Source organism: Streptomyces radicis (genome assembly GCF_003626575.1).
Classification (GTDB): domain Bacteria; phylum Actinomycetota; class Actinomycetes; order Streptomycetales; family Streptomycetaceae; genus Streptomyces; species Streptomyces radicis.
This window is the reverse complement of the sequence record NZ_RBDY01000005.1, coordinates 272,610-296,719: the sequence shown is the minus strand read 5'-3', so window position 1 is coordinate 296,719 and position 24,110 is coordinate 272,610. Positions and strand designations below refer to the sequence as shown.

Genomic DNA, 24,110 nt, shown 5'->3' with positions numbered 1-24,110 from the left:
GACCTCCGAGCGAGAAGGAGCGCGATGTCGCGCAGACGAGTCACGCTGGCCGACGTCGCCCGCCGCGCCGGCCTGTCCACCACCGCGGCGTCGATGATCCTCAACGGGCGCCCTGACACCCGGCTCTCGGAGGACGCCCACCGGCGGGTGCACGCTGCCGCGGCGGAGCTGGGCTACCGGCCCAACGTGGCCGCTCGGGGGCTGCGCACCGCCAAGACGCTCACCATCGGCTTCGTCTCGGACCTCGTCGCCACCACCCGATTCGCGAGCGGGCTCATCAAGGGCGCGCTCGAGGCGGCGGAGAACGCGGGGCACGTGGTGCTGGTGGCGGAGACCGGCGGGGACCCGAAGCGCGAGGGCGAGGCGATCGCCGCGCTGCTCGACCGGCAGGTCGACGGCGTCATATTCGCCGTGATGCGGGCACGTGAGCTCTTCGTCCCCGAGCTGCCCGAGGGGACCGACGCCGTCATGCTCAACGCCACCAACGCCCGCCACCCCGCCGCGGTGCTGCCCGACGAGGAGCCCGGTGGCCGCGCGGCTGTGCGGCTCCTCGTCGAGGCCGGTCACGCCGAGGGCATCGCGCTGATCGGCCAGAGCGACGAGGCGGAGGGCGACGTGTTCCGTTCCACGACCGTCGCGCGGCGGGTCGCGGGCATCCGCGGCGCGATGGCCGATCACGGCCTGGAGTTCGTGGCCGAGAAGTCCATCTGGCAGTGGGAGCCCCAGCACGGCTACACGTCCACCATGGAGCTGCTGCGACAGTGCCCCGACGTGCGCGCGCTGATCTGTATGAACGACCGGCTCGCGTTCGGTGCCTACCAGGCCGTGACCGAGGCGGGCCTGCGGATCCCCGACGACATCTCGATCGTGTCCTTCGACAACGACGAGGTCACCGCCTATCTCCGCCCGGGCCTCACCACGATCGCCCTGCCCCACGAGGCCATGGGCCGCCGCGCGGTGGACCTTCTGCTCGGTGACGAGCCCGGCGCGGAGACGCTGGTCCCGATGCCGGTGGTGGAGCGTGCGTCGATCGGGCCGCCACGCGGCCGTTGAGAGCCGATCCGACTGCTCGGGCGCGCCCATGGGGGGCGCCACCGGAGCGTCGATGACGCCACCGGGTGCGGAGGCGGTGGAGCTCCGTGGTGCCGTCGCTCATGGCAGTGAGGCGTCGCCGCGCGCGAACAGCCGCCGTGCGCGGACGTGTCCGGGGGTGGATCCCGGTCGGGATCCACCCCCGGTGCCCCGCCGTCACCGAGGTGCCGACCGGCTGCTCCGCGGGGAGGCTAGAACTGCGTGAAGAACCGCCATGTCTCCCCGGGCAGCCAGGAGTTGGAGCCGCTGTCACCGGGAGCCCCGTCCTGCGGAGCCGCGATGTGGCCTCCGTCGAACGCGGCCCAGACCACCGGATTGCCCGCTGAGCACCCCGAGTAGGTGGTGGTGATGTGCGTCAGGCTGCCCTGGCCAGGCTCCGGTGTGTCCTGAGGAGTGCAGCCGTTGTTCCTGACGAAGGTGTCGCGCAGCGACTCCCCGCGCCCGATGTTGTCCCCGATGCCATGTGCCCCGAAGTAGGCGATGGACCCGGTGCCGCCGCTGCACCCGCTGAGCTGCCCTGGCGCGCCGTAGACCGCGACCGCGCGGAAGACGTCGGGGCGTGAGCAGGCGATCGAGTAGCTCATGGCCCCGCCGTAGCTGAAGCCGAGGGCGAAGCGCCGCGACGTGTCGACGCAGAGGTCCGCCTCGACCGTCCTGAGGATGTCGTCGACGAGGGTGATGTCCTCGCCGCCGGCGTTGGCCCAGCCGTTGCCTATGCCCTGGGGCGCGACGAAGATGGTGCTGTTGTCGGCCAGCCGCTTGAGCCCGTAGTAGGCCCAGACACCCGTTTCCACGGTCTGGCCTGTGGCGACATCGTTCGCGGTGCCGCCCCACCAGTGGAATCCCAGGACCAGCCGGTAGGGGCGATTGCTGTCGTAGCCGTCGGGGATGTCCAGGATGAAGCTGCGGTCCTTGCCGCCGCTGCGGATCGTGTGCGTGCCGTCCTGGAGCGAAGGGCTCTCGCCGCACCCGGCGGTCGCCGCGGCGGACGCGGCGGAATCGGCGCCCGCGGCGGGCGTGGCCGCGGCCTGACCGCTGCTCACCGCGGGGCCCGCCGTGGCGAGCACGAGGGCCGCGGCGGCGGCGACGGGGGCGAGTAAGAGCTTACGCAGCGACATCATGTGTCTGCTCCCGCCGTTGAGAAGTGGGCAGGGACATGTGCTTCTCCTTGCTCGTGAGGAAGGGCGCCGTCGGGCGCCCCGGGGGGAACGGGGTCACGGCCGGGACGTGGCCATGCGGACGCGGGAGGCGGACGCGCGGTCATCGCCCCGCGGATGCGGGCGCGACGGCGTGTCGGGGGAGGCACTGACGACTCCATGGCGGCTCTGTCGGCGGGCGGCACCCCAAGGCATCGCCCGTCGTCGACAGGCGTGCGACACCGTGATGCACGTGGGGGGCCCACCGGTACGGAAAAGACGGGCGGGCGTGCGGTCATGCGGTGATCTGTTGAGCGGGACAGAGCGATCCGACCCTGGGTCATTCGATATGTCGAATGGTGACCGGTCTGTCAGACGAGGAGCATAAGGCGTTGACGCGCGGCGTCAACCCCCCTGGAGCGTCGGGCGCTTGTGCTCCCGCGGCGTGGCAACGGGCTGCCGCGCGGAGGGTTGACGGCTGCGGAGGGGGTCGTTAACTTTCCAGGGATTTCGCGATTATGAACGACGTTCGCCATCTCGAACGATCATGGTTCTGCTCGGGCCGCCGGGAGCAGGCCGGGGCGACGTCGGGCGACACCTCCGCCGACCAGGGTGCGCGTGGGGCCACGCCCATGAATGGGAGCGCTCCCGCGCGCATGGATCGGCGGCAGCAGCCAGCAGAAGGAGAAGACATGACGCAACGTCGGAACGAGCCCATGAGCGGCGAGCCGGGATCGCCGAGCCGGAGAAGGTTACTCGCGACGATGGGGACCCTGCCGGTCCTCACGGCCGCGACCTCGCTCGTGGGCGCCTCGGGAGCCGCGGCCGTCACGGCCGCCGCCACGGCGGTCATCGACCCGTCGGCGCAGCGGCAGACGATCCGGGGCTTCGGGGGCATGACCCACTCGGCCTGGATCGGCGACCTGACGGCCGCTCAGCGGGACACGGCGTTCGGCCAGGGCGAGGGGCGGCTGGGCTTCTCCGTGCTGCGGATCCCCGTCCCCGAGTCCCAGGCGGACTGGGGCCGTGACGTGGCGACGGCGAGGCGCGCCATCGAGCTCGGGGCGACCGTCATCGCGTCGCCGTGGAATCCGCCCGCCCACATGGTCGAGACCTTCGTCCGCGGCAGCCAGACCGACGCGAGACGCCTCAGGTACGACATGTACGGCGCCTATGCCCAGCACCTGAACGACTTCACCACGCACCTGCGGAACAACGGGGTGAACCTCTACGGCATCTCCGTGCAGAACGAGCCCGACTACGCGCACGACTGGACGTGGTGGACCCCCGCCGAGATCGTCAGGTTCCTGCGGGAGAACGCGGGGTCGATCGGCACCAGGGTCATCGCGCCCGAGTCCTTCCAGTACCTGAAGAACATCTCGGACCCGATTCTCAACGACTCCACAGCGCTCGCCAACGTGGACATCATCGGGGCCCACCTCTACGGCACGCCGTTCGCGAACTTCCCCTACCCCCTCTTCAAGCAGCGGGGCGCGGGCAAAGAGCTCTGGATGACCGAGGTCTACCACCCCAACAGCAGCGACTCGGCGGACCTGTGGCCCCAGGCGCTCGACGTGGGGGAGCACATCCACCGCGCCATGGTGGACGCCGAGTTCCAGGCGTACATCTGGTGGTACATCCGCCGCGGCTACGGCCCCATGCGGGAGGACGGCCAGATCAGCAAGCGCGGCGCCAACATGGCGCACTTCGCCAGGTTCGTCCGCCCGGGACATGTGCGGATCGAGGCGACGGCGAACCCCGCGTCGAACGTCTATGTCTCGGCGTACCGGGGCGGCGGCTCCTCGGTCGTCGTCGTCGCCATCAACAAGGGGACGTCCGCGGTGAGCCAGCAGTTCACCCTGGCGAGCGGCGCCGCGTCCAGCGTCTCGTCCTGGCTGACCGACGCGGGCAGGAACGTCGCGCCGCAGGGCACGACCGGCGTGTCGAACCGCTCCTTCACCGCCACGCTTCCCGCTCGCAGCGTGACGACCTTCGTGACGGCGTGACCCGGGCTCCTCGGGCGGTCATATCCCTCCGGCGGTCACGCACGCGAGCGGCGCTGCGTGGCCCGGACCATGGAACGGAGTACCCATGATCGGGGCGAAAGGCTCCCCGGCGTCCGCGCCGCGGACCGGGGTGGGCAGAGGGCCGCGCCGCTGGTTACGGCGAGGTCGACGGCCGAGCACGACGATCGGGCTGGCCGTGATCTCGCTCCTGGCGGGCCTGTTGAGCGTGGCCGGTGCCCCCGCGGCCTCGGCCGCGACGGTCGACACCAGCGCGTCGTATGTGCTGGTGAACCGGAACAGCGGCAAGGCGCTCGACGTGTACAACCTGGCGACACACGACGGCGCGCGGATCGCCCAGTGGTCGCGCAACGACCAGGCCCAGCAGCAGTGGCAGTTCGTCGACTCGGGCGGCGGCTGGTACCGCCTCAGGTCGCGGCACTCGGGGAAGGTCCTCGATGTCCTCGACTGGTCCACCGCGGACAACGCGGGCATCGTCCAGTGGGCCGACCACAACGGCGCCAACCAGCAGTTCAGGCTCGCCGACTCCGACGGCGGCCATGTGCGCCTGATCAATCGCAACAGCGGCAAGGCCATCGAGGTGCGGAACGCCGCCACCGACGACGGCGCCGACATCGTCCAGTACGCCGACCGGGGCGGCACCCACCAGCAGTGGCGACTCGTGCGCGTGGACGGTGGCGGCGACCCCGGCTCGTCGCTGCCCTCGTCGATGCGGTGGAGCTCGAGCGGGGTGCTCGCGGGGCCGCGGCAGGACGCGAGCCACCAGGACATCGCCGCGATCAAGGACTTCACCGTGGTCAGGCACAACGGCGAGTGGCAGGTCTACGCGACCACCGCGAGCCCGAGCAGGGGCTGGAATCTCGCGCACTTCGCGTTCCCGGACTGGCCCCAGGCCGCCGACGCGCAGCACACGTTCCTCGACACCGCCTCGGGCGTCGGTCCCGGATACCGCGCGGCCCCGCACCTGTTCTACTTCGAACCACAGAACCTGTGGTACCTGGTCTACCAGACAGGACTGCCCTCGTACTCGGTCAGCAGCGACCCCAGCGACCCGACGTCCTGGTCGACACCGCGCAACTTCATGAGCAGCGTGCCGCCCATCGTCGAGCAGAACATCGGAAACGGCGCCTGGCTCGACTTCTGGGTCATCTGCGACACGGCCAACTGCCACCTTTTCTCCAGCGACGACAACGGCCACATCTACCGTTCCCAGACCTCGTTGGCCAACTTCCCCAACGGCTTCGGCAACACCGTCATCGCCCTCGAAGACGCCAACCGCTTCAACCTCTTCGAGGGCACCGCCGTCTACAAGGTCGGCGACACCGGCGAGTATCTGCTGCTCCAGGAGGCCATCGGCTCCAACGGCCGCCGCTGGTACCGCTCGTTCACCTCCGGCAGCCTCGGCGGCCCCTGGAGCGCACTGCACGCGAGCGAGTCCAATCCGTTCGCCCGCTCCACCAACGTGACCTTCCCTTCCGGTACACCGTCCTGGACACAGGACTTCAGCCATGGCGAGCTCCTGAGGGCCGACAACGACCAGACCCTCACCATCGACCCGTGCCGCCTCCGGTTCCTGTACCAGGGCATGGACCCGAACGCGGGCGGCGACTACATCAGGCTCCCCTGGCGGATGGGCCTGCTGACCCAGACCGACCCCACCTGCTGAACGGCAGCCCACGATCCGTCGCACGCCTACACGCGTGGATCCACCGGTGTCCGAGGAGGGACGTGAACTCTCCCCTCGGACACCGAGGTCTCTGTGCCCGTTACCTGGGCTTCCGCCGCTCTCTGCGACCGCTGTTGTTCACGCGTTGCGCACGTGCCGGGCGAACGGCGGGTCGCGTGCTCGTGAAGTGATTCATTCATTCGCCGCATCCGGGGTGACCAGCCGGCGGAGCCGACCCCAAGAACAGCGGCAGCCCACCCCAGAGGCCGGTGCGGGCCGCACTCGAACGTGTCGGCGGGCGGTCGCCGGTCAGGTGGTCGATCCGAACTCACCGTCTCGGACTCCGTGCTCCAACGCCTCCCACTCGGCTGCCGCACAGCGGAGCACCGTCAGTCGAATCCGACCTGGGGTACATCGAGAACGGCAGTGGAACGCGAGGAACGGCGCCATCACGGCATTCGATCCGAAGCAAACGGGAGTCAAGGTCATGAGCGCGCGCAGTGTCGTCAACTCTGGACAAAGTTCATCGTGCTACTTCCGCACCTCCGTGGAAGAGCCCTACCGGAAGGCACTGGTACAGATCACCGAGCGCTGCAACCTGCACTGCGCCCACTGCTTCGTCAGCGCGGGGGACTACGGCGATGCCATGCCGCTTGAGGAGATCCGCGAGAAGGTCGTGCCCCGGCTGGCGGACGCCCGGGTCATCCGGGTGACGCTGACCGGTGGCGAGCCCTTCGCGCACCCGGACTTCCTCGACGTGGTGGAGACGTTCCGCTCGGCGGGCATGGGCGTGGGCGTGTGCACGAACGCCACGATCACCACCGAGGAACAGATCACCGCACTGGCGGGAATGGGCGTCCACATGAACGTGAGTCTCGACGGCTTCGCCGCCGCGTCGCACGGCAAGTTCCGCGGCAACCGGGAGTCGTTCCACACCACCGTGGAGACCGTGAGGAAGTTCGCCGCCGCCGGAATCCTTCAGGGCCTTCTCTGCACCCCGAACAACCTGGCGGAGGACGAGGAGTACCGGGAGCTGTGCGCCTTCGCCAAGGAGCAGGGTGCCCGCTACGTGCTGATGAACCCGCTCAGCAGCATGGGACGCGGCGTGAAGGCGCAGCGCAAGCTTGCCAGCCCCGAGGAGCACATGCGGCGCATCCAGGCCCTCACCGAGCCCTTCGACGGCGACGGCCTGGAGCTGGTCCACATTCGCTTCCCCAACGACACCAAGCCCCTGGCCGGGTGTGAGGCCGGGCGCATCGTCTACGTCTTCACCCTGGGCGAGGTCACCGTGTGCCCCTACCTGGTGTTCGCCGCCCGAACCCCGCAGTCCCGGCACAGCGACACGGAGTTCATCGTCGGCAACATCTTCCGGGACCCCGACATCGGAGAGCGGCTGGACTCCTCCGACTTCCACAACCGCTACACCCCGGGAGACAACGACACCTGCGGCTCCTGCGCCATTTCCACGGCCTGCGGGAAAGGCTGCCCGGCCGCGGTTGTCTCGACCGGGAAGCGCATCGGTGCCCTGGACGAAGAAGTCTGCCCCGTCTCCGCGGGCGGGCGGCGTCTTCTGTCGGTGATCGCCGCGTGAACGACAAGGGCCTGTTCGTGACGGTAGACGGTCCCGGCGGCGTCGGTAAGTCCACTGTGGTCGCCGCCACCGTCGCCCAACTCGTTGACGACCGGTTCACCGTGTTCGCCACCCGGGAGCCCACGGACACGCCGCTGGGTAACCTGGCCAGGCACGGCACGGAGACCTACCGCGGCATGGCGATGGCCTGTCTTGTCGCGGCCGACCGGTATCAGCATCTCTCAACCGAGATCAGGCCCGCCCTGATGGCCGGTGCCGTCGTGGTCTGTGACCGGTACATCGCTTCCTCGCTCGTCCTGCAACGCATGGACAACATCACGCTTCGCACGATCTGGGAACTGAACCGGTTCGCCGATCACCCCGGCCTGGCCGTCATCCTCACCGCCGATCCCCGGGTGATCGCCGATCGCCTCGCGGGGAGGGGAGGCCCGCACAGCCGGTACGAACGGCTGCCGGACAGCAGCCGGATCGAGTACGAGCTGTACCAGGAGGCCGCAGCATCACTCACGAGCCGCGGCATCCACACACGCGTACTCGACGCGACCACCGCCACACCTGAGGCCCTGGCCCGTACGATCGCTGCCGAAGTTGCCGCACTCCGCCAGGGACACCCATGACACCTGAGACGAACGCGGACCACCTCCGCGTCCTGACCTTCAATCTCAACAACCCCTCGCCCGAGCGGGCCGAACGACAGCTCGCCTGGCTCGCCGCCCGCCCGGAACACGTCCTGGTGCTCACCGAGACAGCCCCGAGCAGAGGGTGCGACCTCTTGGCCACCCGATTCTCCGAAGCGGGCTACGAGGTGGTCTTCCAGGAACCCGAGCCGGGCGAACGCGGCGCCATGATCGTCAGCCGCCTCCCCATCGCGGACCCGGCACCATTCAAGGTCAGCTACCTCTCATGCCGCGCCGCATCCACAGCGGTCAAAACTGTGTCCGGCACGGTGGACATCATCGGCCTCTACGTACCGTCCCGCGACGCCACACCGGAGAAGACTGAACGGAAGCGTCGTTTTCTCACCGCCTGCCGCGAAGAGCTCCCGACAGGAAGCGCTCCGGCCGCACGACTCGTGCTCGGCGATCTCAACATCCTCGAGCCCACCCACCGGCCCCGCTACGGCTTCTTCCGGCCCTTCGAGTACGAGTTCTACGACTGGCTCGGGCAGACCGGCTACCAGGACGCGTTCCGTCTGCACCACCCGGACACGGACGCATACTCCTGGGTCGGCCGGACGGGAGACGGATACCGCTACGACCACATCTTCGTCTCCGGGCACCTCACGCCCCTCGTCGTGGACTGCCACTACGTACACGAGCCACGCGAAGCCCGGCTGACCGACCACTCCGCGATGTCGGCCGAACTCCGCCTTCCCGTCGCCGCCCCCTTGGTAGTGTCCGACCCGTCCGTCACGCCGGCCGCAGAAACTCTCTTCTGACCGCCGGTGCCCCACCTCCCTCACGAATCGGTGAGCACATGGACTCGGCGACCTGGACCACGATCAAGCGCCTTGTGGAATGGCTCGACGCCCACAACACCCATTCCCCCGAGCTGACGCGCCTGCTGCGCGTGCTGAAGATCCAGGAGGAGGCCGGGGAGGTCGCCGAAGCCATTCACGGTGCCATGGGCTCGAATCCGCGGAAGGGCGCCAGCCACACCTGGACCGACGTGGAGAAGGAACTGTGCGACGTCATTCTGACGAGCATGGTGTCGCTTGCGACCATCAACCCCGACGCACAGAAGCTCTTCGAGTACCACCTCAACCGCGTCGCCGAGCGCTCTCTTGACGCGGCGGGGCCGACCGCGTGAATCACGAGTCGTGGCCCCACCTGCTGAACGGCAGCCCACGACCGGCGGGGGGCGTCCGTGAGTCGCCGGGTGGGCAGGGAGTGGCGGAACGTGGGCGGGTGGCCCGGGGGCTGTTGTCGCCCCGGGCCACCCGAGTGTGTGAGGGAGCCGCGTCAGAGCGCCATGAGCCCCCTTCCGACGTCGCTGCGCGCCGCGGCGCGGTTGATCGCGTTCGCCTCCCGGCGCGTGATCACGTCATCCGCCACGAGCTGGTCGGTCACCTCCCGCACGTGTCTGACGAACGCGCCGTGATCGGGCCACGTCTGCTCGTCGAGGATGAGGTCGTTGATCGTGCATCCGTCGCCCGTGTCCCGGTTGGGCACCCCGCTGTCGACATCGCCGGTGATCACGGTCGCCCGCTGGTCCGGATCGGAACACGCGCCAGGGTCGACGATCTCGCCCTCGGCGAACTCCATCCAGTTCACCCGCGCCTGGCCGTCGGGGAAGACCAGGTACAGCGCGAACGTCTCCTCGCTCCGACTCACGTCGAACGTCACGTTCTGCCAGGTCGCGGCGTCTTCGGCGATGACGACGCGCGCGTCGTTGCCCTGTCCCGATGAGTCCACGGCGGTGGTGCCGCCGTCCTCGTCGAACCGGTACCAGGCGACGTCGCCGCCGCCGAGGTCACCGCCGCCGGGAGCCGCGGTCAGGGACTGGATCTCGTCCCCCGACAGGGCACGGCCGAAGATGTTGAAGTCGTCGACCGCGCCGTTGAGCAGCGGGTCGGCGGACCACTGCGAGTCACCGATCCAGTTCTGGTCGGTCGCGCCCAGATCCGACGGGGTCAGCGTCAGATTGTTGTTGGTCCCCACCGGCTCGCCATTCAGATACAGCGTCCCGGTCGTGCCCGACAGGCTGACGGCAACGTGCTGCCAGCCGTCGGTGGGCAACGGCTGCGAGCCGTTGATCTGCTGCTCGCCCGAGCCGGTCGTGATCGCGAACCTGAGGTTCCCCGTACCCCCGGCACTCGGCGTCAGGAACATGAAGTTGCCCGTCCCCGAGCCGAAGTCGAAGATCCTCGCCCACGACTGGCCGCCCGACCAGTTCACCCATGTCGAGATGGTGAAGTCCTCCAGGCCGCTGACGACTCCTTCCGGCAGCTCCACGTTCTCCAGCTGACTCGGCCCGTTGAGCCGGACGGCGCCGCCGAAGCCCTCGGGGCCCTCGGCCCGTGGCGCTCCGACATCGCCCTCGATCTGGGCGGTGCCAAGCAGCTCGCCGTCGGGCGCGTCGCGCCGCACCTCGACCGTGGCGTCGTCGGCCGCCGCCGCGCGCAGCGTCATCTCGCCGATGCCGTCGAGGTTGTAGGGCTCGTACGACGCCCAGGCGCCGCCCTGCCCGGTGATCGCCTCGCCGCCGCCGGTCTCCTCGTCGTTCGCGTCGCCGACGCCGATGTCCGACGATTCGCCGAAGTGCTCGACCTCCTTGCGCTTCTGCTGGAGGAAGTGGGTCACGCCACCGATCAGCTCCGGCGCACCCGCCTCGCCACCGAGGTCGGTGTAGCTGGCCGTCACCGTCAGCGCGATGTCGGCGGCATCGCCGTGCTCCGCGTCGGTCTGGGTGACGAGCACGCCCTCGCAGCCGGTCTCCGCCTGGCCCGGGTGCACATGGGCGTTGCCGCCCTCGTCGTGGTAGAGGCCCTGCTGGACGCTGACGCGCTCGCAGTCGATCGCGTCGCCCGAGCCGTCCTCGGCGTCCGTCACCGAGACCCTGAAGGGGATCTCGTCACCCCACTCGAAGACCTGGCCGTTGTGTGGAAGCTCCACGGTCACCTCGGGGCGGGTGTTGCCCGCCGTGATGGTGAGATTGGAGCTGCTCGACCGCCCCGACGGGTCGGTGACGGTCAACCGCGCGCTGTACTCGCCGGGTTCGGTGTAGGTGTGGGTCGGGTTGGGCTCGTCCGACGTCGTGCCGTCGCCGAGGTCCCAGGCGTAGGTCAGCTCGTCGCCGTCCGGGTCGTGGCTGCCCTCGCTGGAGAAGGCGACCTCGAGCGGCGCGGGCCCGGAGTCCCGGTCGGAGCTGGCCTCGGCGACGGGGGTGCGTGCCCCCTTGGTGTAGTTGATCTTGTAAAGGCCGGAGTCCGGGTTGACGTTCGCCCCTCCGTAGTTGAAGTCCATGCCCCACTCGATCAGGTACATGGCTCCGTCAGGGCCGAACTCCATGTCGTGCGGGCTGCGGAAGAGGGTGCTCGGCATGAACCGCTCGAAGCTCTCGTAGTCGCCGTTCTCGTCGAGCCTGAGCGCGCCGATCCACTTCCGCGACCACTCCATGACGAACACCGCGTCGTCGTAGTACGCGGGGAACTGGCCGTCGCCCAGCAGCCCTTCCTCGTAGTGGTAGACGTCACCGGCGTACGCGGTGCGCCCGCCGCCCTGCGGGATCTCGGGGAACTCGGGCGACGCACCGTACGGGTACCAGACGAACGCGTCCTTCGCCGGCGGCACGACGTCGAGGCCGGTGTTGAACGGCGAGTCGTTGGCGGGGCCGTTCTCGCAGTCGAAGAACTCGCCCGGGGTGTTGGTGGCGAAGTCCCACTCCCGGTACGGCTGGTTGTCGGCGATGCAGTACGGCCAGCCGTAGTTGCCCGCCTCGCGGATCTGGTTCCACTCGTCGTAGCCGCGCGGGCCGCGGTCGGGGTTGTCGCTGCCCGCGTCGGGGCCCACCTCGCCCGCGTAGACCCAGCCGGTCTCGTCGTCCACGGCGATCCGGAACGGGTTGCGGTGACCCATCGTGTAGATCTCGGGTCTGGTGTCCTCGGTGCCCGGCGGGAACAGGTTGCCCTCGGGGATCGAGTACGTGCCGTCGTCCTCGGGCGTGATCCGCAGGATCTTGCCCCGCAGGTCGTTGGTGTTGCCCGAGGTGCGCCGCGCGTCGTAGGAGTGCTGCGCGTCCTCGCTGGTGTGCTGCTCGTGCACGCGGCCGTCGATCGGCGAGAAGCCGTTCGACGCGAAGTGCGCGGTGTCGTCGCCGGTGGAGATGAGGAGTTCGCCCCCGGGGCCGAACGTCATCGAGCCCGCGGAGTGACAGCACACCTCACGCTGGTGCGGTATCTCCAGCAGGACCGATTCGGACTCGAGGTCCAGGGTGTGGCCGTCGAGCGTGAACCGGGAGACGTGCTGCACCTCGGGCGATGGCGCGCTGTAGAAGAGGTAGAGCCACTGGTTCGTCTCGAAGTCCGGGTCGAGGGCGATGCCGAGCAGCCCGTTCTCGTTGCCGCGGTGGACCGGGATCTGCCCGGCGACCTCCACGCCACCCGTCTCCGGGTCCCAGATCTTCACCGCACCGCCCAACTCGACGTAGAAGACCCGCCCGTCGGGGGCGACGGCCAGCTCCATCGGGTTGGCGGTGTTGTCGTCGAGCGCGACCTTCTCGAACGAGGACTCCGTCGGAATCCCCTCGCGCGGCTCGCCGCAGTCGCCCTCGGCCGCGCCCGCCGCCCACTGGATGCCCCCGAGGATGTGCTGGCGCAGCAGCGGCTCGTCGTAGTGCTCCGGCTGATGGCCGAGCGCCGAGTACCAGGTGCGGCCGCCGTCGAAGTCGGAGCACCAGGCGATCGGGTGGTCATCCCCCATCGCGCCGGAGCCCGGGTTGTACGTCGACTCGTCGAGCGTCGCGAGGACATGCACCTTCTCGCGCGGGTTGGCCGTGAAGTTGTACCACTCGTCCGAACGCACCCACTCGGCGGGCAGATCGGCGGTGGAGGGATGCGTCGGGTCCTCGATCCGTACCGTCGCCTCCTGGAACTGGTCGGCGCCGGAGGGGTGGTTACGGAAGAAGGCGCCGCCCATCAGGTCGGACCACCAGGGCCAGTCGGTCTTGTCCATGTTCGACGCCGAATGCAGCCCGGCGAATCCGCCGCCGCGCTGGATGTAGCGCTCGAAGGCGTGCCGTTGCCCGGTGTCGAGGGTGTTCTCGCCGTCGGTGTAGAAGACGATGGCCGCGTACTGCGCCAGCTCCTCGTCGGTGAAGACCGAGGCATCCTGGGTCTCGGTCACCGAGAAGCCGTTCTCCTGGCCCAGTTCCTCGACGGCGGTGATGGCCGATTCGATCGACTGATGGCGGAATCCGGTCGTTTTGTGGAAGAACAGTACGCTGTAGTCCTGTTCGGTGTCCTGCGCGACGCTGGGGGAGACTCCTGGGAGGAACGAGATCAGGAATGTCGCCACCACCGTGAACAGCGCGCACCGTCGGAATCTTCGCATGGCTTTTCTCCATGGCTTCGATGCGAAAGCGGATCGATGATGTGTTGATGGCCGAGCTCATTGGTCCGCACGGCGCACCCCGGGGCACTTCCACGGCGGAGGTCGATGTCTCCGGGAAGTCGATGTCGGCTCACGTGGAGGGCGCGGGGATTCGGCGGAGTGCGGAGAAGGTCGAGAAATCCATGGCTGACCGCGCCGTCGTGACCGGCCTTCCGCCGACGCCCTCGGCGGGCCGGACCCGATGGTGGGAAACGCTGGCCGTCGTCGGCCGCTACCGCCCGCCTCCCTCCCGTGTGACATCGGTGAGGAAGGAGAGTCCGTCGACGGCGATGGCGTCCTGGCTCGGCGCGAGCGGTCGCCAGATCGAGGCGGCCGTCGCCATCGTCTCGTTCTCCCCGGTGAAGGTCTCGATGACGAGCGGGCCCTCGTACCCGGCCGCGTCCAGGGCCGCCACGATGCCGGGCCAGTCGAGGTGGCCGGCGCCGGGCGCGCCGCGGTCGTTGGCGGCGACCTGGACGTGCGCGATCCGGCCCGTCGCCCTGCGGATGGCCGCCGGGATGTTCCGCTCCTCGATGTTCATGTGGAAGAGGTCAAGGCCCACGCCCCAGCCCTCGGTCGGCAGCCCCGCCAGCGCGTCGAGCACCTGGTCGACGGTGTTGATCAGGCTGGTCTCGAACCGGTTGAGGGGCTCGACCGCCACCCTGATCCCGGCGTCCGCCGCATGCGAGAACACCGGCGCGAGGCTGTCCCTGAGCTGCTCGTAGCAGGCGCGCCGCTCCGCCTCGGTGATGCGCCAGGTGCGCCCCACCGACGTGTAGGCCGGGCCCGCGACCACCGGCGACGACACGGCGGACGCCACGTCCACCACGCGCCGCACATAGTCCCGCGTGGCCGTGATCGTCTCGCGGTCGGCCGCCACCAGCTCGCGTCCTGGCGCCATCGCCAGGACGACCGTGGCCGACAGGCCGAGCGCGTCGAGCAGCTTCGCCGCGCGGTGGGGGTCCCAGTCGCCCACGTTCTCGACCGGGAGCTCGATCACGTCGAAGCCCCACTCCCTGACGCGCGGCGCCAGTTCGGCCAGCCGCTGGTCGGTCAGGGGTGAGGTCCACACCCATGTGCTGACCCCGAACGTCCTCGTCGCCCTCGTCGCCCTCGTCGCCCTCATCGGTCCTCCCGGTCCTCGCCGTTCCGCTTCCTCGTCCGATGTCACCGGTGCGCCCCGTCGTCCGCGCCCACGCCGAGGTACCTGCGTTGCAGGTCGGGGCGGGTCAGCAGCTCGTCGCCCGTGAACTCGGCCTCGATGCGGCCCGACACCATGACGAGCTGGCGCGGTGCCATCCGCACCGCCGCGCGCAGGTTCTGCTCGACGACGAGCACGGCGACGCCCTCGTCGACCAGGCGGTGGACGGCGTCGACCAGGACGTCGACGATGGTCGGGGCCAGCCCTTCGGACGGCTCGTCCATCACGATCAGGCGCCCGTTCAGCAGGAGCGCGCGCCCGACGGCGAGCATCTGCTGCTCGCCGCCCGAGAGAGCGGCGCCGCCGTGCCTCTTCCGCTGGGCGAGCCGCGGGAAGAGGTCGTAGACCGCCTCGGGGGTCCACCGCTTGCCGCGCGTCCTCCCGGCCAGCATGGCGAGGTGCTCGTCGACGGTCAGCGAGGGGAACAGGCGGCGGCCCTGCGGGACATAGGCGATACCGGCGCCTGCGATCTTCTCGGGGGCCCGGCCCGACACGTCCTCGCCGCCCAGCAGGATCTCCCCGTCCGTCACGGGGAGGAACCCGACCAGGGTGTCGCAGAGCGTGGTCTTCCCCATGCCGTTGCGGCCGACGATCCCGACCGCCTCGACTCCCATGCCGAAGCTCAGGTCCTCCAGGACCACGGACGCCCCGTGGCCGGCCCGCAGGCGTCGGACGTCGAGAAGGGGTGCGGTGCTCATGACGGCGCCTCCGTGCCCAGATAGATCCGGTGGACGCGCGGATCGCTGCGGACCTGCGCGGGGGTGCCCGCCGTGACGCGCTCGCCGTCGGCCATCACCACCACCCGGTGGGCGACGCGGAAGGCCACGTCCATGTCGTGCTCGATGAGCAGCAGGGTCAGGTCCTCGTCGAACGACTCGAGCAGCTCGACCAGCCGCTCGCGCTCGCCACGCGACAGGCCGGACGCCGGCTCGTCGAGCAGCATCACGTCGGGGCGCGTGGCGATCGCCATGCCGAGCTCGAGCTGGCGCTGCTGCCCGTGGGCGAGCTCCCCCGCCACGGCGTCGAGCTGCCCCGAAAGCCAGACCCGGTCCGCCACCTCGGCGGCCTCCTCGTCCGTCCGCCGGTCCGTGGAGGACCGCCAGAGCGCCAAGTGGCGGCCGCGGTGGCCGGTGAGCGCGAGGTAGATGTTCTCGCGCACCGTGAGACCGGCCAGGGCCCGTGCCTTCTGGTACGTCCGCGCGACGCCGAGCCTGGGCCGGTACCGCGAGGGCCGGTGAACGCACTCGACGCCCTTGATGACGACGGAGCCCTCACCCGGCGTCACATCACCGGCGATCACGTTGAACAGCGTGCTCTTGCCCGCTCCGTTCGGCCCGATGATCGCCAGCCGCTCGCCCCGCGCGATATCCAGATCGATACCGCGCAGGGCGAGCAGGCCACCGAACGCGACCGTGACCGCGCGGACCCGCACGACCGGGGTCGGGCCGTCCCGCTCGGACGGCGCGGCGCTGGGGTGGGCCATGACCGCAACCTCCTGTCTCAGCTCGGGTCTCAGCTCTGGGGAACGCCGTCGACGACGGGGACGGCTTGGCCCTCCCAGGGCAGGTCCCGCTCGTCGCACGCGGGGAAGTCCCGCCCGGGCGAGGGGGTTTCAGGGCTGAACGTGCCGCCGAAGGACTGGTCGACGCCGGGCACGACGGCCACGGTCTCCTGGACGATCTCACCGGAGTCGTCCACCGCGAGCCGCGAGAGCCCGACGTCCACGACGCCGCTGCGGTTCTCGTCCAGGCTGATGTCGCCGTAGGGCAGATCGAGCGTCAGCCCTGAGATCGCCGACTGGAACGCCTCGACGTCGGAGATGTCGCCGTCCACCGCCTCCAGGGCCTCGACCAGCGCCACACCGGCCGTGTAGTAGCCGTAGAAGAACCCGAAGGCCGCGGCGGTCGACGGCGGGGCGGGCTCGTTGCCGCTCAGCGATCCGGGGATGCTCTCCCACGTCGCGTCGGCGGCGGCCAGGTACTCCTCGATCTCCGGGGTCCGCACGTCGCCCGGCAGCGTGGCGAAGCCACCGATGTGCGCACCGGCGATGTCGCTCCCGAGCGCCTGGGCCAGGTCGGGGTTGAAGAAGAAGTTGCCCGCGTGCTGGTCGCCGGTCACGTCGCCCTTGGAGTTGATGAACGCCTCGAGTGCGGACTGCGTCCCGGTGCCGCCCACGGCCCAGAAGTAGCCGTCCACCTCGTCCGGGTTCGGGAGCTGGGCGATGTAGGAGGAGTAGTCCGTGGTGCCGAGCGGCGGGAAGACGCGGTGGGTGACGTCGCCGCCGACGGCGCAGAAGTCGGCGATGAAACCGGCCGCCGACGTGTGGCCGAAGCTGTAGTCGTCGGCGATGACCGCGACCCTCCGCCAGCCCTGCTCGTTGTACAGCAGGTCGCCGAGTCCGGCGTTCCAGATCGCGCCGTCACCGTAGAAGCGGAAGTAGTTGGGCGCCCTGACCTGGAGGGTCTGCTCCTGTGAGCCCGAGATGCCGGCGAACACCGTGATGTCCGGATTGGCCTTCGCGTACTCGGCCACGGCCATGCCCTCGTCGCCGGAGAGCGGGCCGATGATGACGTTGGCCCCCATCTGCTCCACCAGAAGGCGCACTTCCTGGAGGACGCGGTCCGCGGTGTCGTCGCCGCAGCCCACGCCGACGAGCTCGATCGGGGTCCCGGCGGCCTCCGCGTCGCTGAAGCCGTCGAGCGCGCTGGTGGACGAGTTCGGGGTGGCGCCGGCGAACCGGGTCAGGGCGAGCGTCGTGCCGGCGACGACATCCTCGTGGAAGCCGCCGAACGGGCCCTCGCACTGGCCGAGGATCCCCAGCCTGACGCCGTCGCCTTCCGCGGCCGTCGCCCCGGAGCCCTGCTGGTCGGCGGGCAGCCCCGACGAGTCGTCACCGCCACTGCATCCCGCGGTCACCAGCGCCAGGGCCGCCGCCATCGAGAGCGCCGGCGCCGTGCGCCGTCTCAGTCCGCTCATGTCCGTGTTCCTCCGAGTTCCTTCGTTCGCTTGCCGACGGACGGGGATCCGCCGCTGGCCGGTCCTGGCATCGCGGGGGTGCGGGCTCCGACGCGGTGGCGCAGCCGCTTGACGATTCCGGTGAGCCCTTCGGGGGAGAGCACCATGATCACCAGGACGATCACGCCGATCACGGTGTTGAACCTGGCCTCGGTGATGCCGATGTTGTCGATCAGCGGCAGGTCCCGCAGGTAGGTGAAGACCCACACATAGACGAAGGCGCCGAGCCAGGCGCCCGCGAAGGACGTGATGCCGCCGATCACCGCGATGATCAGCAGGATCAGGGTGGGGCCCGTCGCGATCGACGCCGGGTCGATCTGGCCGTTCCACCACACGTTGAGCAGGCCGCTCAGCCCGGCCACGAACCCGGCAAGGGTGAACGCCAGCGTCCGGTGCAGCCGCACGTTGAACCCCAGCGAGGCCATCCGCACCGGGTCGTCGCGGACGCCCTGCAACGCCAGGCCGAACGCGGTCCGCCCGACCGCCCGGAAGCCGAGGTAGGCCAGCACCGAGAGCAGCACGCCCGCGTAGTAGAGCCGGACGGGCGGTCCAAGCAGGTCGGGCCGCTGGATGCTGGTGATGCCGCCGGGCCCTGAGATCTCGACGATCTGCGCGAACACGAAGTAGCCGATGACGGCGTAGACCATCGTGAGCATGAGGAAGTAGAGCCCGGTGGTGCGGCTGGCGATCGCGCCGAGGACGAACGCCGCGGCGAGGGTCACCAGGAGGGCGAACGCCACCGCCACCCAGGGGGACCACCCGAGGTTCAGGCCGCGCGACCCGGCCTCCTGGGCCGCGTTGCCGAACATGAAACCCGCGACCCCGAACAGCAGGAACTGCGCGAGCGAGGTCATGCCCCCGTATGTGGCCAGGAACACGATCGTCGCGGCGGCCAGCCCGAGGATGAGCGTCTGCGTCATGACGAAGTTGACGAAGAACGCCGTCGCCAGCTGCGGAAGGACCAGCAGGACGGCGATCAGCGCGGCGCCGAGCACGTTGCCCCGGGTCAGCAGGTGTCGGGGGTTCATCCGGGGGTTCATGCCGGCCTCCCGAAGAGTCCGTTGGGGCGGACGGCCAGGACCAGCGCCAGCAGGGCGAAGGTCATGATGATCGCGTAGTAGGAGTAGTCGCTCGGCAGGTAGACGGGGGAGAACGCGACGACGACGCCGTAGAGCAGCGAGCCAGCGGCGGCGCCCTTGAGCGATCCCAGGCCGCCGACGATGACGACGATGAGGGCGTTCAGCAGCCAGCTCCCGTCGGTCCCTGGCGCCGCTCCCGCGAACGAGGCCCCGAGCACGCCGCCCACGCCGGTGAGGAAGGAGCCGACGAGGAACGTGAGGGCGAAGACCAGGCGGATGTTGATGCCCAGCGCGCGCACCATCCCGCGGTCGTCCACGCCGGCCCTGATCACCATCCCCATGCTCGTCCTGGTCAGCCAGAGCCACAGCAGGACGCCGACCAGCACGGCGACGCCGAGGATGAACACGCGGGTCAGGGCGTACCGTTCGCCCGCGACGGAGAAGAAGTGGCTGACGGCGCCCGGCCAGACCATCGTCTGGGCCAGACCGCCGAACTCCCGCAGCATCTGGTCGGCCAGGACGACCGTGAGGGCGAGCGTCATCAGCGCCTGGCGCAGCTCCTGGCCCTCGGTCCACTGGAGGAACAGCTGCTGGATCAGCAGCCCGAGCACGGCGGCGACGCCCGCGCCGACCAGCATCGGCACCAGCCAGTCCAGCATCCCGACGTGCGCGGGCTCGATGTTGCGGGAGCGGCCGACCATGGCCTCCTGCGTCCTGATGGCGATGTAGGCGGCCAGCAGGAACAGCGAGCCATGCGCCATGTTGACCGTGCGCATGAGTCCGAAGATCAGGGTGAAGCCGGACGCCGCGACGAACAGGAGCCCGGCGAACGTGACCGCGTCGAGCGCCGTGACGAGGAACTTGCCTGGGTTGTCGGTGGCCGGTCCCGCCGGCGTCCCTTCGGCGAGGAACGCCACCCAGAGCGCGGCGGCGGCGACCGGGATGGCGACGGCCAGGACGGGAAGTCTTCGAAGCCGCGCGCGCCACTCCTTGGTGGCGGCCGCGGGGAGTTGCCGCGGGGGTGCGGTCATGGAGACCCCACCGGCAGGTGTCCCCGTGCTCCCCGCTCGGGTGTCGTCGTGTACCGCCTCGGGAGATCGATCCGGGCAGGGCTCATCCGTTCCTCCGCTGTTGGGCGCCATGACTCGGCGCGTGTTCTCCGTCCTCGCGACGCCGGTCGGCGGACGCGCTGTTCACCTCACGGAGGGCCCTCGGCCCGTCCTGTCACGCCGTCATGGGCGCGTCGGCCGTCAGCCCGCCTCTCGTGCGTAGTCGGGGATCTCGACCCGGGCGCCCCCGTGCATGGCCGACGCGTGCGCGCAGATGCCCACCGACGTCCAGTTCGCCGCGGTGACCTCGTCGATCGAGGACGGGCGGTCCTCGAGGATGCTCCTGAGGAACTCGTGCGCCAGGTGCGGATGCGATCCACCGTGGCCGCTCCCCTGGATGAACGAGAGATGCTCATGGTCGTCGTCGTAGACGCCGCGCGTCGTGAACGGTGCGACCTCGGGCGGCAGTCGGTGCGCGAAGTCGGGGATCTCGACCGTCTTCGGGATCTCACCGGTGTGCAGCACGTGTCCCGACCCCTGTGTCTGCTCCCACTCGAAGCTGGCGCGGTCGCCGAACACCGTGAAGCTCTCGACGTATTCACGCGCCGTCTCGAACAGGAAGCGCGCGATCTCCGCGCCCACCGGCGAGTCACGGAGGGTGAGCAGCGCGCTCTCCACGGCGAACGGCGATCCGTATTTCCCCGCGAGGTCGGGCGAGATGCGCCCCGAGCCGATACAGACGACGCTCTCGGCCAACGCCCCGGCGAGCGAAAGCACGGGGCTCACCGCGTGTGTCGCGTAATGCATGGGCGGCAGGCCTTCCCAGTATCCGGGCCAGCCCGCCATTTCCTGGTAATGGGCGCCGCGAAGGAACTGGATACGGCCCAGGGTGCCGTTCTCCAGGAGATCAAGGACATGCAGGAACTCCCGGGAGTACACGACCGTCTCCATCATCATGTACTTCTTGCCGGATTCCCTGACCGCGGCCACGATGGCCCGGCACTCGTCAAGTGTCGTGGCCATCGGCACCGTGCACGCGACGTGCTTCCCGGCCCTGAGCGCCGACACCGTGTGCTCGGCGTGGTTCGGAATCGGGGTGTTGATGTGCACCGCGTCGATTTCGGGGTCCCGCAGCATCGCGTCGTAGTCGGTGAACCGGCTGGGGACACCGAAGCGGTCGGCGATCTCGTTCAAGGGGGCCTCGGCGCGTTGGCAGACAGCCACCAACTCGGCATCCGGATGGGCTTGATAGATGGGGATGAACTCGGCACCGAAACCGAGTCCGGCAATCGCCATCCGCACTCTCTGTGTCATCGTTTGACCTCCCAAGGCAATGCCAGGTTACGGACGCCGTTGAGATCAAGCCATGCGTAATACAGCAGTCTGCCTTAGACTTTTTACATGCCTCAACTGAGCACTCGTCACGTAGCGTTGCTTGTCGAAACGTCGAACGCCTATGCCCGCGGGTTGCTCGTGGGCGTGAAGAAGTACGTCGAGGAACACCCGGGTTGGTCGATGTACCTCGCCGAGCACAGCCGCCACGAGACCGACTTCTCGTGGCTCGAGGGCTGGCAGGGCCATGGCCTGCTGGCCCGCATCGAGAGCGAGGAGACGGCCCGGTTCATCCGGCGGCTCGGCCTCCCCGCGGTCGATCTGAGCGCGGCGCGGCTGGTGCCCGAGCTGCCCGGCGTCGAGACCGACGACGGCACGATCGCCCGGTGGGCGGTCCAGCACTTCGAGGAACGGGGTCTGCGGCACTTCGCCTACTGCGGGGACGAACGTTTCGGCTGGTCGCTCAAGCGCGGCGCCTGGTTCGCGGAGCATGTACGCCGACGCGGTCTGACCTCGTGGGAGTTCCGCATGAAGCCGTCGGGGATGCGCGCCGCCGACCGCGAGCTGCTCGCGGAGTGGCTCACGAGTCTTCCCCGACCGGTGGGCGTGCTGGCCTGTTACGACATCGCGGGCCAAGAGGTGCTCGAGGCCTGCAAGATCGCCGAGCTCGCGGTACCCGACTCGGTCGCCGTCATCGGCGTGGACAACGACGACCTCATAGGCAGCCTCACGTCGCCCCCGCTGTCGAGCATCGAGCCCGACACGACGAGGACGGGGTACCTCGCCGCCGAGCTCCTCGACCTCATGATGCGGGGGCGGTCCCTCGAGCCGGGGCTGCGGCTGATCGAACCGACGCGGCTTGTCGCCCGGCAGTCCTCCGACATCCTCGCCGTGGACGATCCGCTCGTCGCCGAGGCCCTGCGGTTCATCCGCGACCACTCGGACCTGAATCTCGCGGTCGACGCCGTGCTCCGGCACGTCGGGCTCTCGCGGCGGGCGCTCGACCACCGATTCGTGCGGCTGCTCGGCCGCACGGTCCACGGCGAGATCGTGCGCGTCAGGGTGGGCCACATCGCCGAGCTGCTGTCCTCGACGGACTGGACGCTCCAGCAGATCGCGGAGCGGCTGAGCTTCAGTCACCCCGAGTACATGAGTGTGGTGTTCAAGAAGCACACCGGCAAGTCGCCCGGCCAGTACCGTCGGGCGGTGAGCGGCTCCGTCGCGCGTCAGGCCTTCTGGCGGGAGTGACCGCGTCGGCACGGTCGTCCAGGAGACCCGGGCCACCCGTTCACACGCCATGTCGTCGCCTCCTGCCACCGCCGGCGATTTATCGTTAAATGCCGTGGGCTGGCCAGAAGTTACACCCGCGTCGCCGCCACGGGTCAAGAGTCGCGTCCGGATTCCCTGGACTTCGGGTCATGCCGCGACGGCCCCTCGGAGGGATAACGAGACACTGTCGCTCGTAAGGTGAGTGATTTACGAGGCGCTCTGACTCGGAAATTACGGAGCCCGCGAGTGGATCGACCACGTGCGCGACCTCGGTCCCCACCCGTTGCTCAACCACCTCGTCCCCCGCGAGGTCGTCGAGGCCCGCGAGGTCGAAGTCCGCGATGGGCACCCGGGCGGCGGCCGCGACCGGTCCCGCGCCTGCGTGTTGCTCGCCCACCAGCCCGCCGTGGTCCACGAGGCGGCCGACCACGGCGTCGATCCCCGGCTCTCGGGCCACACCCACGGCGGGCAGCTGTGGCCGGGCAACCTCATCGCGGAGCTGGCCAACCCCACGGTGGCGGGTCTCGAACGCCATGGCGACGCCCTGCTCCACGTGACCCGCGGCGCCGGTGCCTGGGGACCTCCCGTGCGGGTCGACGCGCTCCCCGATGTCACCGTTGTCACCCTGTCCTCCGTCACCCAGGCCTCGGGGCGGGCCGCGTGACCCGGGCCTTGAGATCGACGCGGTAACGGTGCACGTTGCCCCGATAGGCTGAGGTCATGGCCGAGTTCGCCGCCCTGGGGCGTCCACGCAGCGAGACCGCGCGCGTCGCCGTGCTGCGCGCGGTCGACGACCTGCTCGTCGAGATCGGGTACTCCGCGATGACGATGAAGGGCATCGCCGAGCGGGCGGGCGTGGGGCGGCAGACCGTCTACCGCTGGTGGCCGACCAAGGCGCACATCCTGGTCGAGGCGTGCGCCGACGACGCGCGCGGCGAGCTGGCCTTCGTGGTGCGGGACGACCCGGTCGGCGCGATCACCGATTTCCTGGTCGCCCTGACGGAGTTCCTCACGGCCTCGCCCGCGGGGGCGGCCTACCGCGCCCTGCTCGGCGAGGCCCAGCACGACGCCGAGGTCGGTCGGCTGGTGGCCGCCGCCGACCTACTCGCCCCGCCCGCCCGCGCGGTGTTGGGCCAGGTCAGGGGCAGGCTCCGCGGCGTACCCGCCGACCCGTTCGCCGTCGCCGAGCTGTGCGGGCCCGTCGTGCTGATCGTGATGACCGGTGCCACGCCGCCCTCGCGCCTGGCCCTGCGGGCGCACGCGCGCCGCCTCGCCGCGGCCTGGTCCTGACCCGGAGAGGCCCCGTTCACCGGCCGCCCGGCCATGGCGTCAGCCCCGCCGGGTCGGCGAAGGGGCCGCCCGGTGGATCGGCCCCGAAGTCCCGGTCAGGCCGCCGCCCGCGGCGCCGTCGCCGCGGGCGACCAGCGCTGCGGATATGCCTCCGGCCTTGAGCACGCCGCGGCGGCTGTGCGCGAGGACCGGGGCTTCGTCGTTCTCGGACATGTCTCTGCGTCTCCCGGGCTGTCGCGAACGGTCCGCGGGCCCCGCCGGTGTCGGCGCGGGCCAT

General features: G+C 69.9%; 19 protein-coding genes and 1 pseudogene. 10 read left to right on the top strand and 10 right to left on the bottom strand.

The window, feature by feature from the left end; translation table 11 throughout:
• The first annotated feature begins 24 nt into the window (after positions 1-24).
• Positions 25-1,053 (top strand): LacI family DNA-binding transcriptional regulator, encoded by a 1,029-nt coding sequence (locus D7318_RS10620; RefSeq protein WP_120696656.1) that lies wholly within the window; start codon positions 25-27, stop codon positions 1,051-1,053.
• Between the two features lie 230 nt (positions 1,054-1,283).
• Here D7318_RS10620 and D7318_RS10615 read toward each other — a convergent pair whose 3' ends face one another.
• Positions 1,284-2,213, bottom strand: a complete 930-nt coding sequence (locus D7318_RS10615; RefSeq protein WP_220729599.1) for an alpha/beta hydrolase family esterase — start codon at positions 2,211-2,213, stop codon at positions 1,284-1,286.
• A 779-nt stretch (positions 2,214-2,992) separates the two neighbouring features.
• Here D7318_RS10615 and D7318_RS10610 point away from each other — a divergent pair.
• From D7318_RS10610 to D7318_RS10585, 6 genes are all read left to right on the top strand, one after another.
• Positions 2,993-4,234 (top strand): glycoside hydrolase family 30 beta sandwich domain-containing protein, encoded by a 1,242-nt coding sequence (locus tag D7318_RS10610; protein ID WP_230423619.1) that lies wholly within the window; start codon positions 2,993-2,995, stop codon positions 4,232-4,234.
• A 196-nt stretch (positions 4,235-4,430) separates the two neighbouring features.
• Positions 4,431-5,918: a non-reducing end alpha-L-arabinofuranosidase family hydrolase gene (locus tag D7318_RS10605; RefSeq protein WP_230423618.1), complete on the top strand. Its 1,488-nt coding sequence runs from the start codon at positions 4,431-4,433 to the stop codon at positions 5,916-5,918.
• 487 nt (positions 5,919-6,405) lie between these two features.
• Positions 6,406-7,509 (top strand): radical SAM protein, encoded by a 1,104-nt coding sequence (locus D7318_RS10600; protein ID WP_120696653.1) that lies wholly within the window; start codon positions 6,406-6,408, stop codon positions 7,507-7,509.
• Positions 7,506-8,126, top strand: a complete 621-nt coding sequence (tmk, locus tag D7318_RS10595) for a dTMP kinase (RefSeq protein ID WP_120696652.1) — start codon at positions 7,506-7,508, stop codon at positions 8,124-8,126. Before D7318_RS10600 ends, tmk begins: the two co-directional genes overlap by 4 nt.
• Complete coding sequence (locus D7318_RS10590) at positions 8,123-8,947, top strand: endonuclease/exonuclease/phosphatase family protein (protein WP_120696651.1); 825 nt, start codon at positions 8,123-8,125, stop codon at positions 8,945-8,947. Before tmk ends, D7318_RS10590 begins: the two co-directional genes overlap by 4 nt.
• Positions 8,948-8,985: 38 nt before the next feature.
• On the top strand, positions 8,986-9,318 hold the full coding sequence (locus D7318_RS10585; protein WP_120696650.1) for a MazG-like family protein: 333 nt from the start codon (positions 8,986-8,988) through the stop codon (positions 9,316-9,318).
• 152 nt (positions 9,319-9,470) lie between these two features.
• Here the strand turns inward: D7318_RS10585 and D7318_RS10580 are convergent, their stop codons facing one another.
• The 8 genes from D7318_RS10580 to D7318_RS10545 form a co-directional block, all read right to left on the bottom strand.
• On the bottom strand, positions 9,471-13,559 hold the full coding sequence (locus tag D7318_RS10580) for a ThuA domain-containing protein (RefSeq protein ID WP_120696649.1): 4,089 nt from the start codon (positions 13,557-13,559) through the stop codon (positions 9,471-9,473).
• A 271-nt stretch (positions 13,560-13,830) separates the two neighbouring features.
• Positions 13,831-14,724 carry a sugar phosphate isomerase/epimerase family protein gene (locus D7318_RS10575; RefSeq protein ID WP_120696648.1) on the bottom strand — a complete coding sequence of 298 codons (894 nt, stop codon included), beginning with the start codon at positions 14,722-14,724 and terminating at the stop codon, positions 13,831-13,833.
• A gap of 41 nt (positions 14,725-14,765) precedes the next feature.
• Positions 14,766-15,497 (bottom strand): ABC transporter ATP-binding protein, encoded by a 732-nt coding sequence (locus D7318_RS10570; protein WP_120696647.1) that lies wholly within the window; start codon positions 15,495-15,497, stop codon positions 14,766-14,768.
• Positions 15,494-16,282 (bottom strand): ABC transporter ATP-binding protein, encoded by a 789-nt coding sequence (locus tag D7318_RS10565; protein WP_120696646.1) that lies wholly within the window; start codon positions 16,280-16,282, stop codon positions 15,494-15,496. The genes D7318_RS10570 and D7318_RS10565 overlap by 4 nt, the downstream gene beginning before the upstream one ends.
• Positions 16,283-16,311: 29 nt before the next feature.
• Entirely contained in the window at positions 16,312-17,775 is a 1,464-nt protein-coding gene (locus D7318_RS10560; protein ID WP_120696645.1) for an ABC transporter substrate-binding protein, read from the bottom strand.
• On the bottom strand, positions 17,772-18,854 hold the full coding sequence (locus D7318_RS10555; protein ID WP_120696644.1) for a branched-chain amino acid ABC transporter permease: 1,083 nt from the start codon (positions 18,852-18,854) through the stop codon (positions 17,772-17,774). The genes D7318_RS10560 and D7318_RS10555 overlap by 4 nt, the downstream gene beginning before the upstream one ends.
• Positions 18,851-19,924, bottom strand: coding sequence for a branched-chain amino acid ABC transporter permease (locus D7318_RS10550; protein ID WP_183091353.1), 1,074 nt, complete (start codon positions 19,922-19,924; stop codon positions 18,851-18,853). Before D7318_RS10550 ends, D7318_RS10555 begins: the two co-directional genes overlap by 4 nt.
• A gap of 219 nt (positions 19,925-20,143) precedes the next feature.
• Positions 20,144-21,238 carry a Gfo/Idh/MocA family protein gene (locus D7318_RS10545; protein WP_220729597.1) on the bottom strand — a complete coding sequence of 365 codons (1,095 nt, stop codon included), beginning with the start codon at positions 21,236-21,238 and terminating at the stop codon, positions 20,144-20,146.
• A 105-nt stretch (positions 21,239-21,343) separates the two neighbouring features.
• Here D7318_RS10545 and D7318_RS10540 point away from each other — a divergent pair, with 105 nt between their 5' ends.
• The 3 genes and pseudogenes from D7318_RS10540 (at position 21,344) to D7318_RS10530 (ending at position 23,833) form a co-directional block, all read left to right on the top strand.
• The gene (locus D7318_RS10540; protein WP_120696641.1) at positions 21,344-22,522 is read left to right on the top strand and encodes an AraC family transcriptional regulator; all 1,179 of its coding nucleotides are present in this window, start codon (positions 21,344-21,346) and stop codon (positions 22,520-22,522) included.
• Between the two features lie 373 nt (positions 22,523-22,895).
• Positions 22,896-23,207, top strand: a pseudogene (locus D7318_RS10535) (metallophosphoesterase); the annotation flags it as partial.
• A gap of 56 nt (positions 23,208-23,263) precedes the next feature.
• A complete protein-coding gene (locus D7318_RS10530) occupies positions 23,264-23,833 on the top strand; it encodes a TetR/AcrR family transcriptional regulator (protein ID WP_120696639.1) in 570 nt (189 codons plus the stop codon).
• Positions 23,834-23,872: 39 nt separating this feature from the next.
• Here D7318_RS10530 and D7318_RS32770 read toward each other — a convergent pair whose 3' ends face one another.
• Entirely contained in the window at positions 23,873-24,046 is a 174-nt protein-coding gene (locus D7318_RS32770; protein WP_183091352.1) for a hypothetical protein, read from the bottom strand.
• Positions 24,047-24,110 lie beyond the last annotated feature (64 nt).

Bases quoted from the DNA above. Each gene is read 5' to 3' on its own strand.
- D7318_RS32770 (WP_183091352.1), bottom strand. From the start codon at position 24,046: ATGTCCGAGAACGACGAAGCCCCGGTCCTCGCGCACAGCCGCCGCGGC.
- D7318_RS10590 (WP_120696651.1), top strand. From the start codon at position 8,123: ATGACACCTGAGACGAACGCGGACCACCTCCGCGTCCTGACCTTCAAT.
- D7318_RS10615 (WP_220729599.1), bottom strand. From the start codon at position 2,213: ATGATGTCGCTGCGTAAGCTCTTACTCGCCCCCGTCGCCGCCGCCGCG.
- D7318_RS10555 (WP_120696644.1), bottom strand. From the start codon at position 18,854: ATGAACCCCCGGATGAACCCCCGACACCTGCTGACCCGGGGCAACGTG.
- D7318_RS10545 (WP_220729597.1), bottom strand. From the start codon at position 21,238: ATGGCGATTGCCGGACTCGGTTTCGGTGCCGAGTTCATCCCCATCTAT.
- D7318_RS10620 (WP_120696656.1), top strand. From the start codon at position 25: ATGTCGCGCAGACGAGTCACGCTGGCCGACGTCGCCCGCCGCGCCGGC.
- D7318_RS10550 (WP_183091353.1), bottom strand. From the start codon at position 19,924: ATGACCGCACCCCCGCGGCAACTCCCCGCGGCCGCCACCAAGGAGTGG.
- D7318_RS10585 (WP_120696650.1), top strand. From the start codon at position 8,986: ATGGACTCGGCGACCTGGACCACGATCAAGCGCCTTGTGGAATGGCTC.
- D7318_RS10580 (WP_120696649.1), bottom strand. From the start codon at position 13,559: ATGCGAAGATTCCGACGGTGCGCGCTGTTCACGGTGGTGGCGACATTC.
- D7318_RS10610 (WP_230423619.1), top strand. From the start codon at position 2,993: ATGGGGACCCTGCCGGTCCTCACGGCCGCGACCTCGCTCGTGGGCGCC.
- D7318_RS10540 (WP_120696641.1), top strand. From the start codon at position 21,344: ATGCCTCAACTGAGCACTCGTCACGTAGCGTTGCTTGTCGAAACGTCG.
- D7318_RS10530 (WP_120696639.1), top strand. From the start codon at position 23,264: ATGGCCGAGTTCGCCGCCCTGGGGCGTCCACGCAGCGAGACCGCGCGC.
- D7318_RS10575 (WP_120696648.1), bottom strand. From the start codon at position 14,724: ATGAGGGCGACGAGGGCGACGAGGGCGACGAGGACGTTCGGGGTCAGC.
- D7318_RS10565 (WP_120696646.1), bottom strand. From the start codon at position 16,282: ATGGCCCACCCCAGCGCCGCGCCGTCCGAGCGGGACGGCCCGACCCCG.
- D7318_RS10570 (WP_120696647.1), bottom strand. From the start codon at position 15,497: ATGAGCACCGCACCCCTTCTCGACGTCCGACGCCTGCGGGCCGGCCAC.
- D7318_RS10560 (WP_120696645.1), bottom strand. From the start codon at position 17,775: ATGAGCGGACTGAGACGGCGCACGGCGCCGGCGCTCTCGATGGCGGCG.
- D7318_RS10600 (WP_120696653.1), top strand. From the start codon at position 6,406: ATGAGCGCGCGCAGTGTCGTCAACTCTGGACAAAGTTCATCGTGCTAC.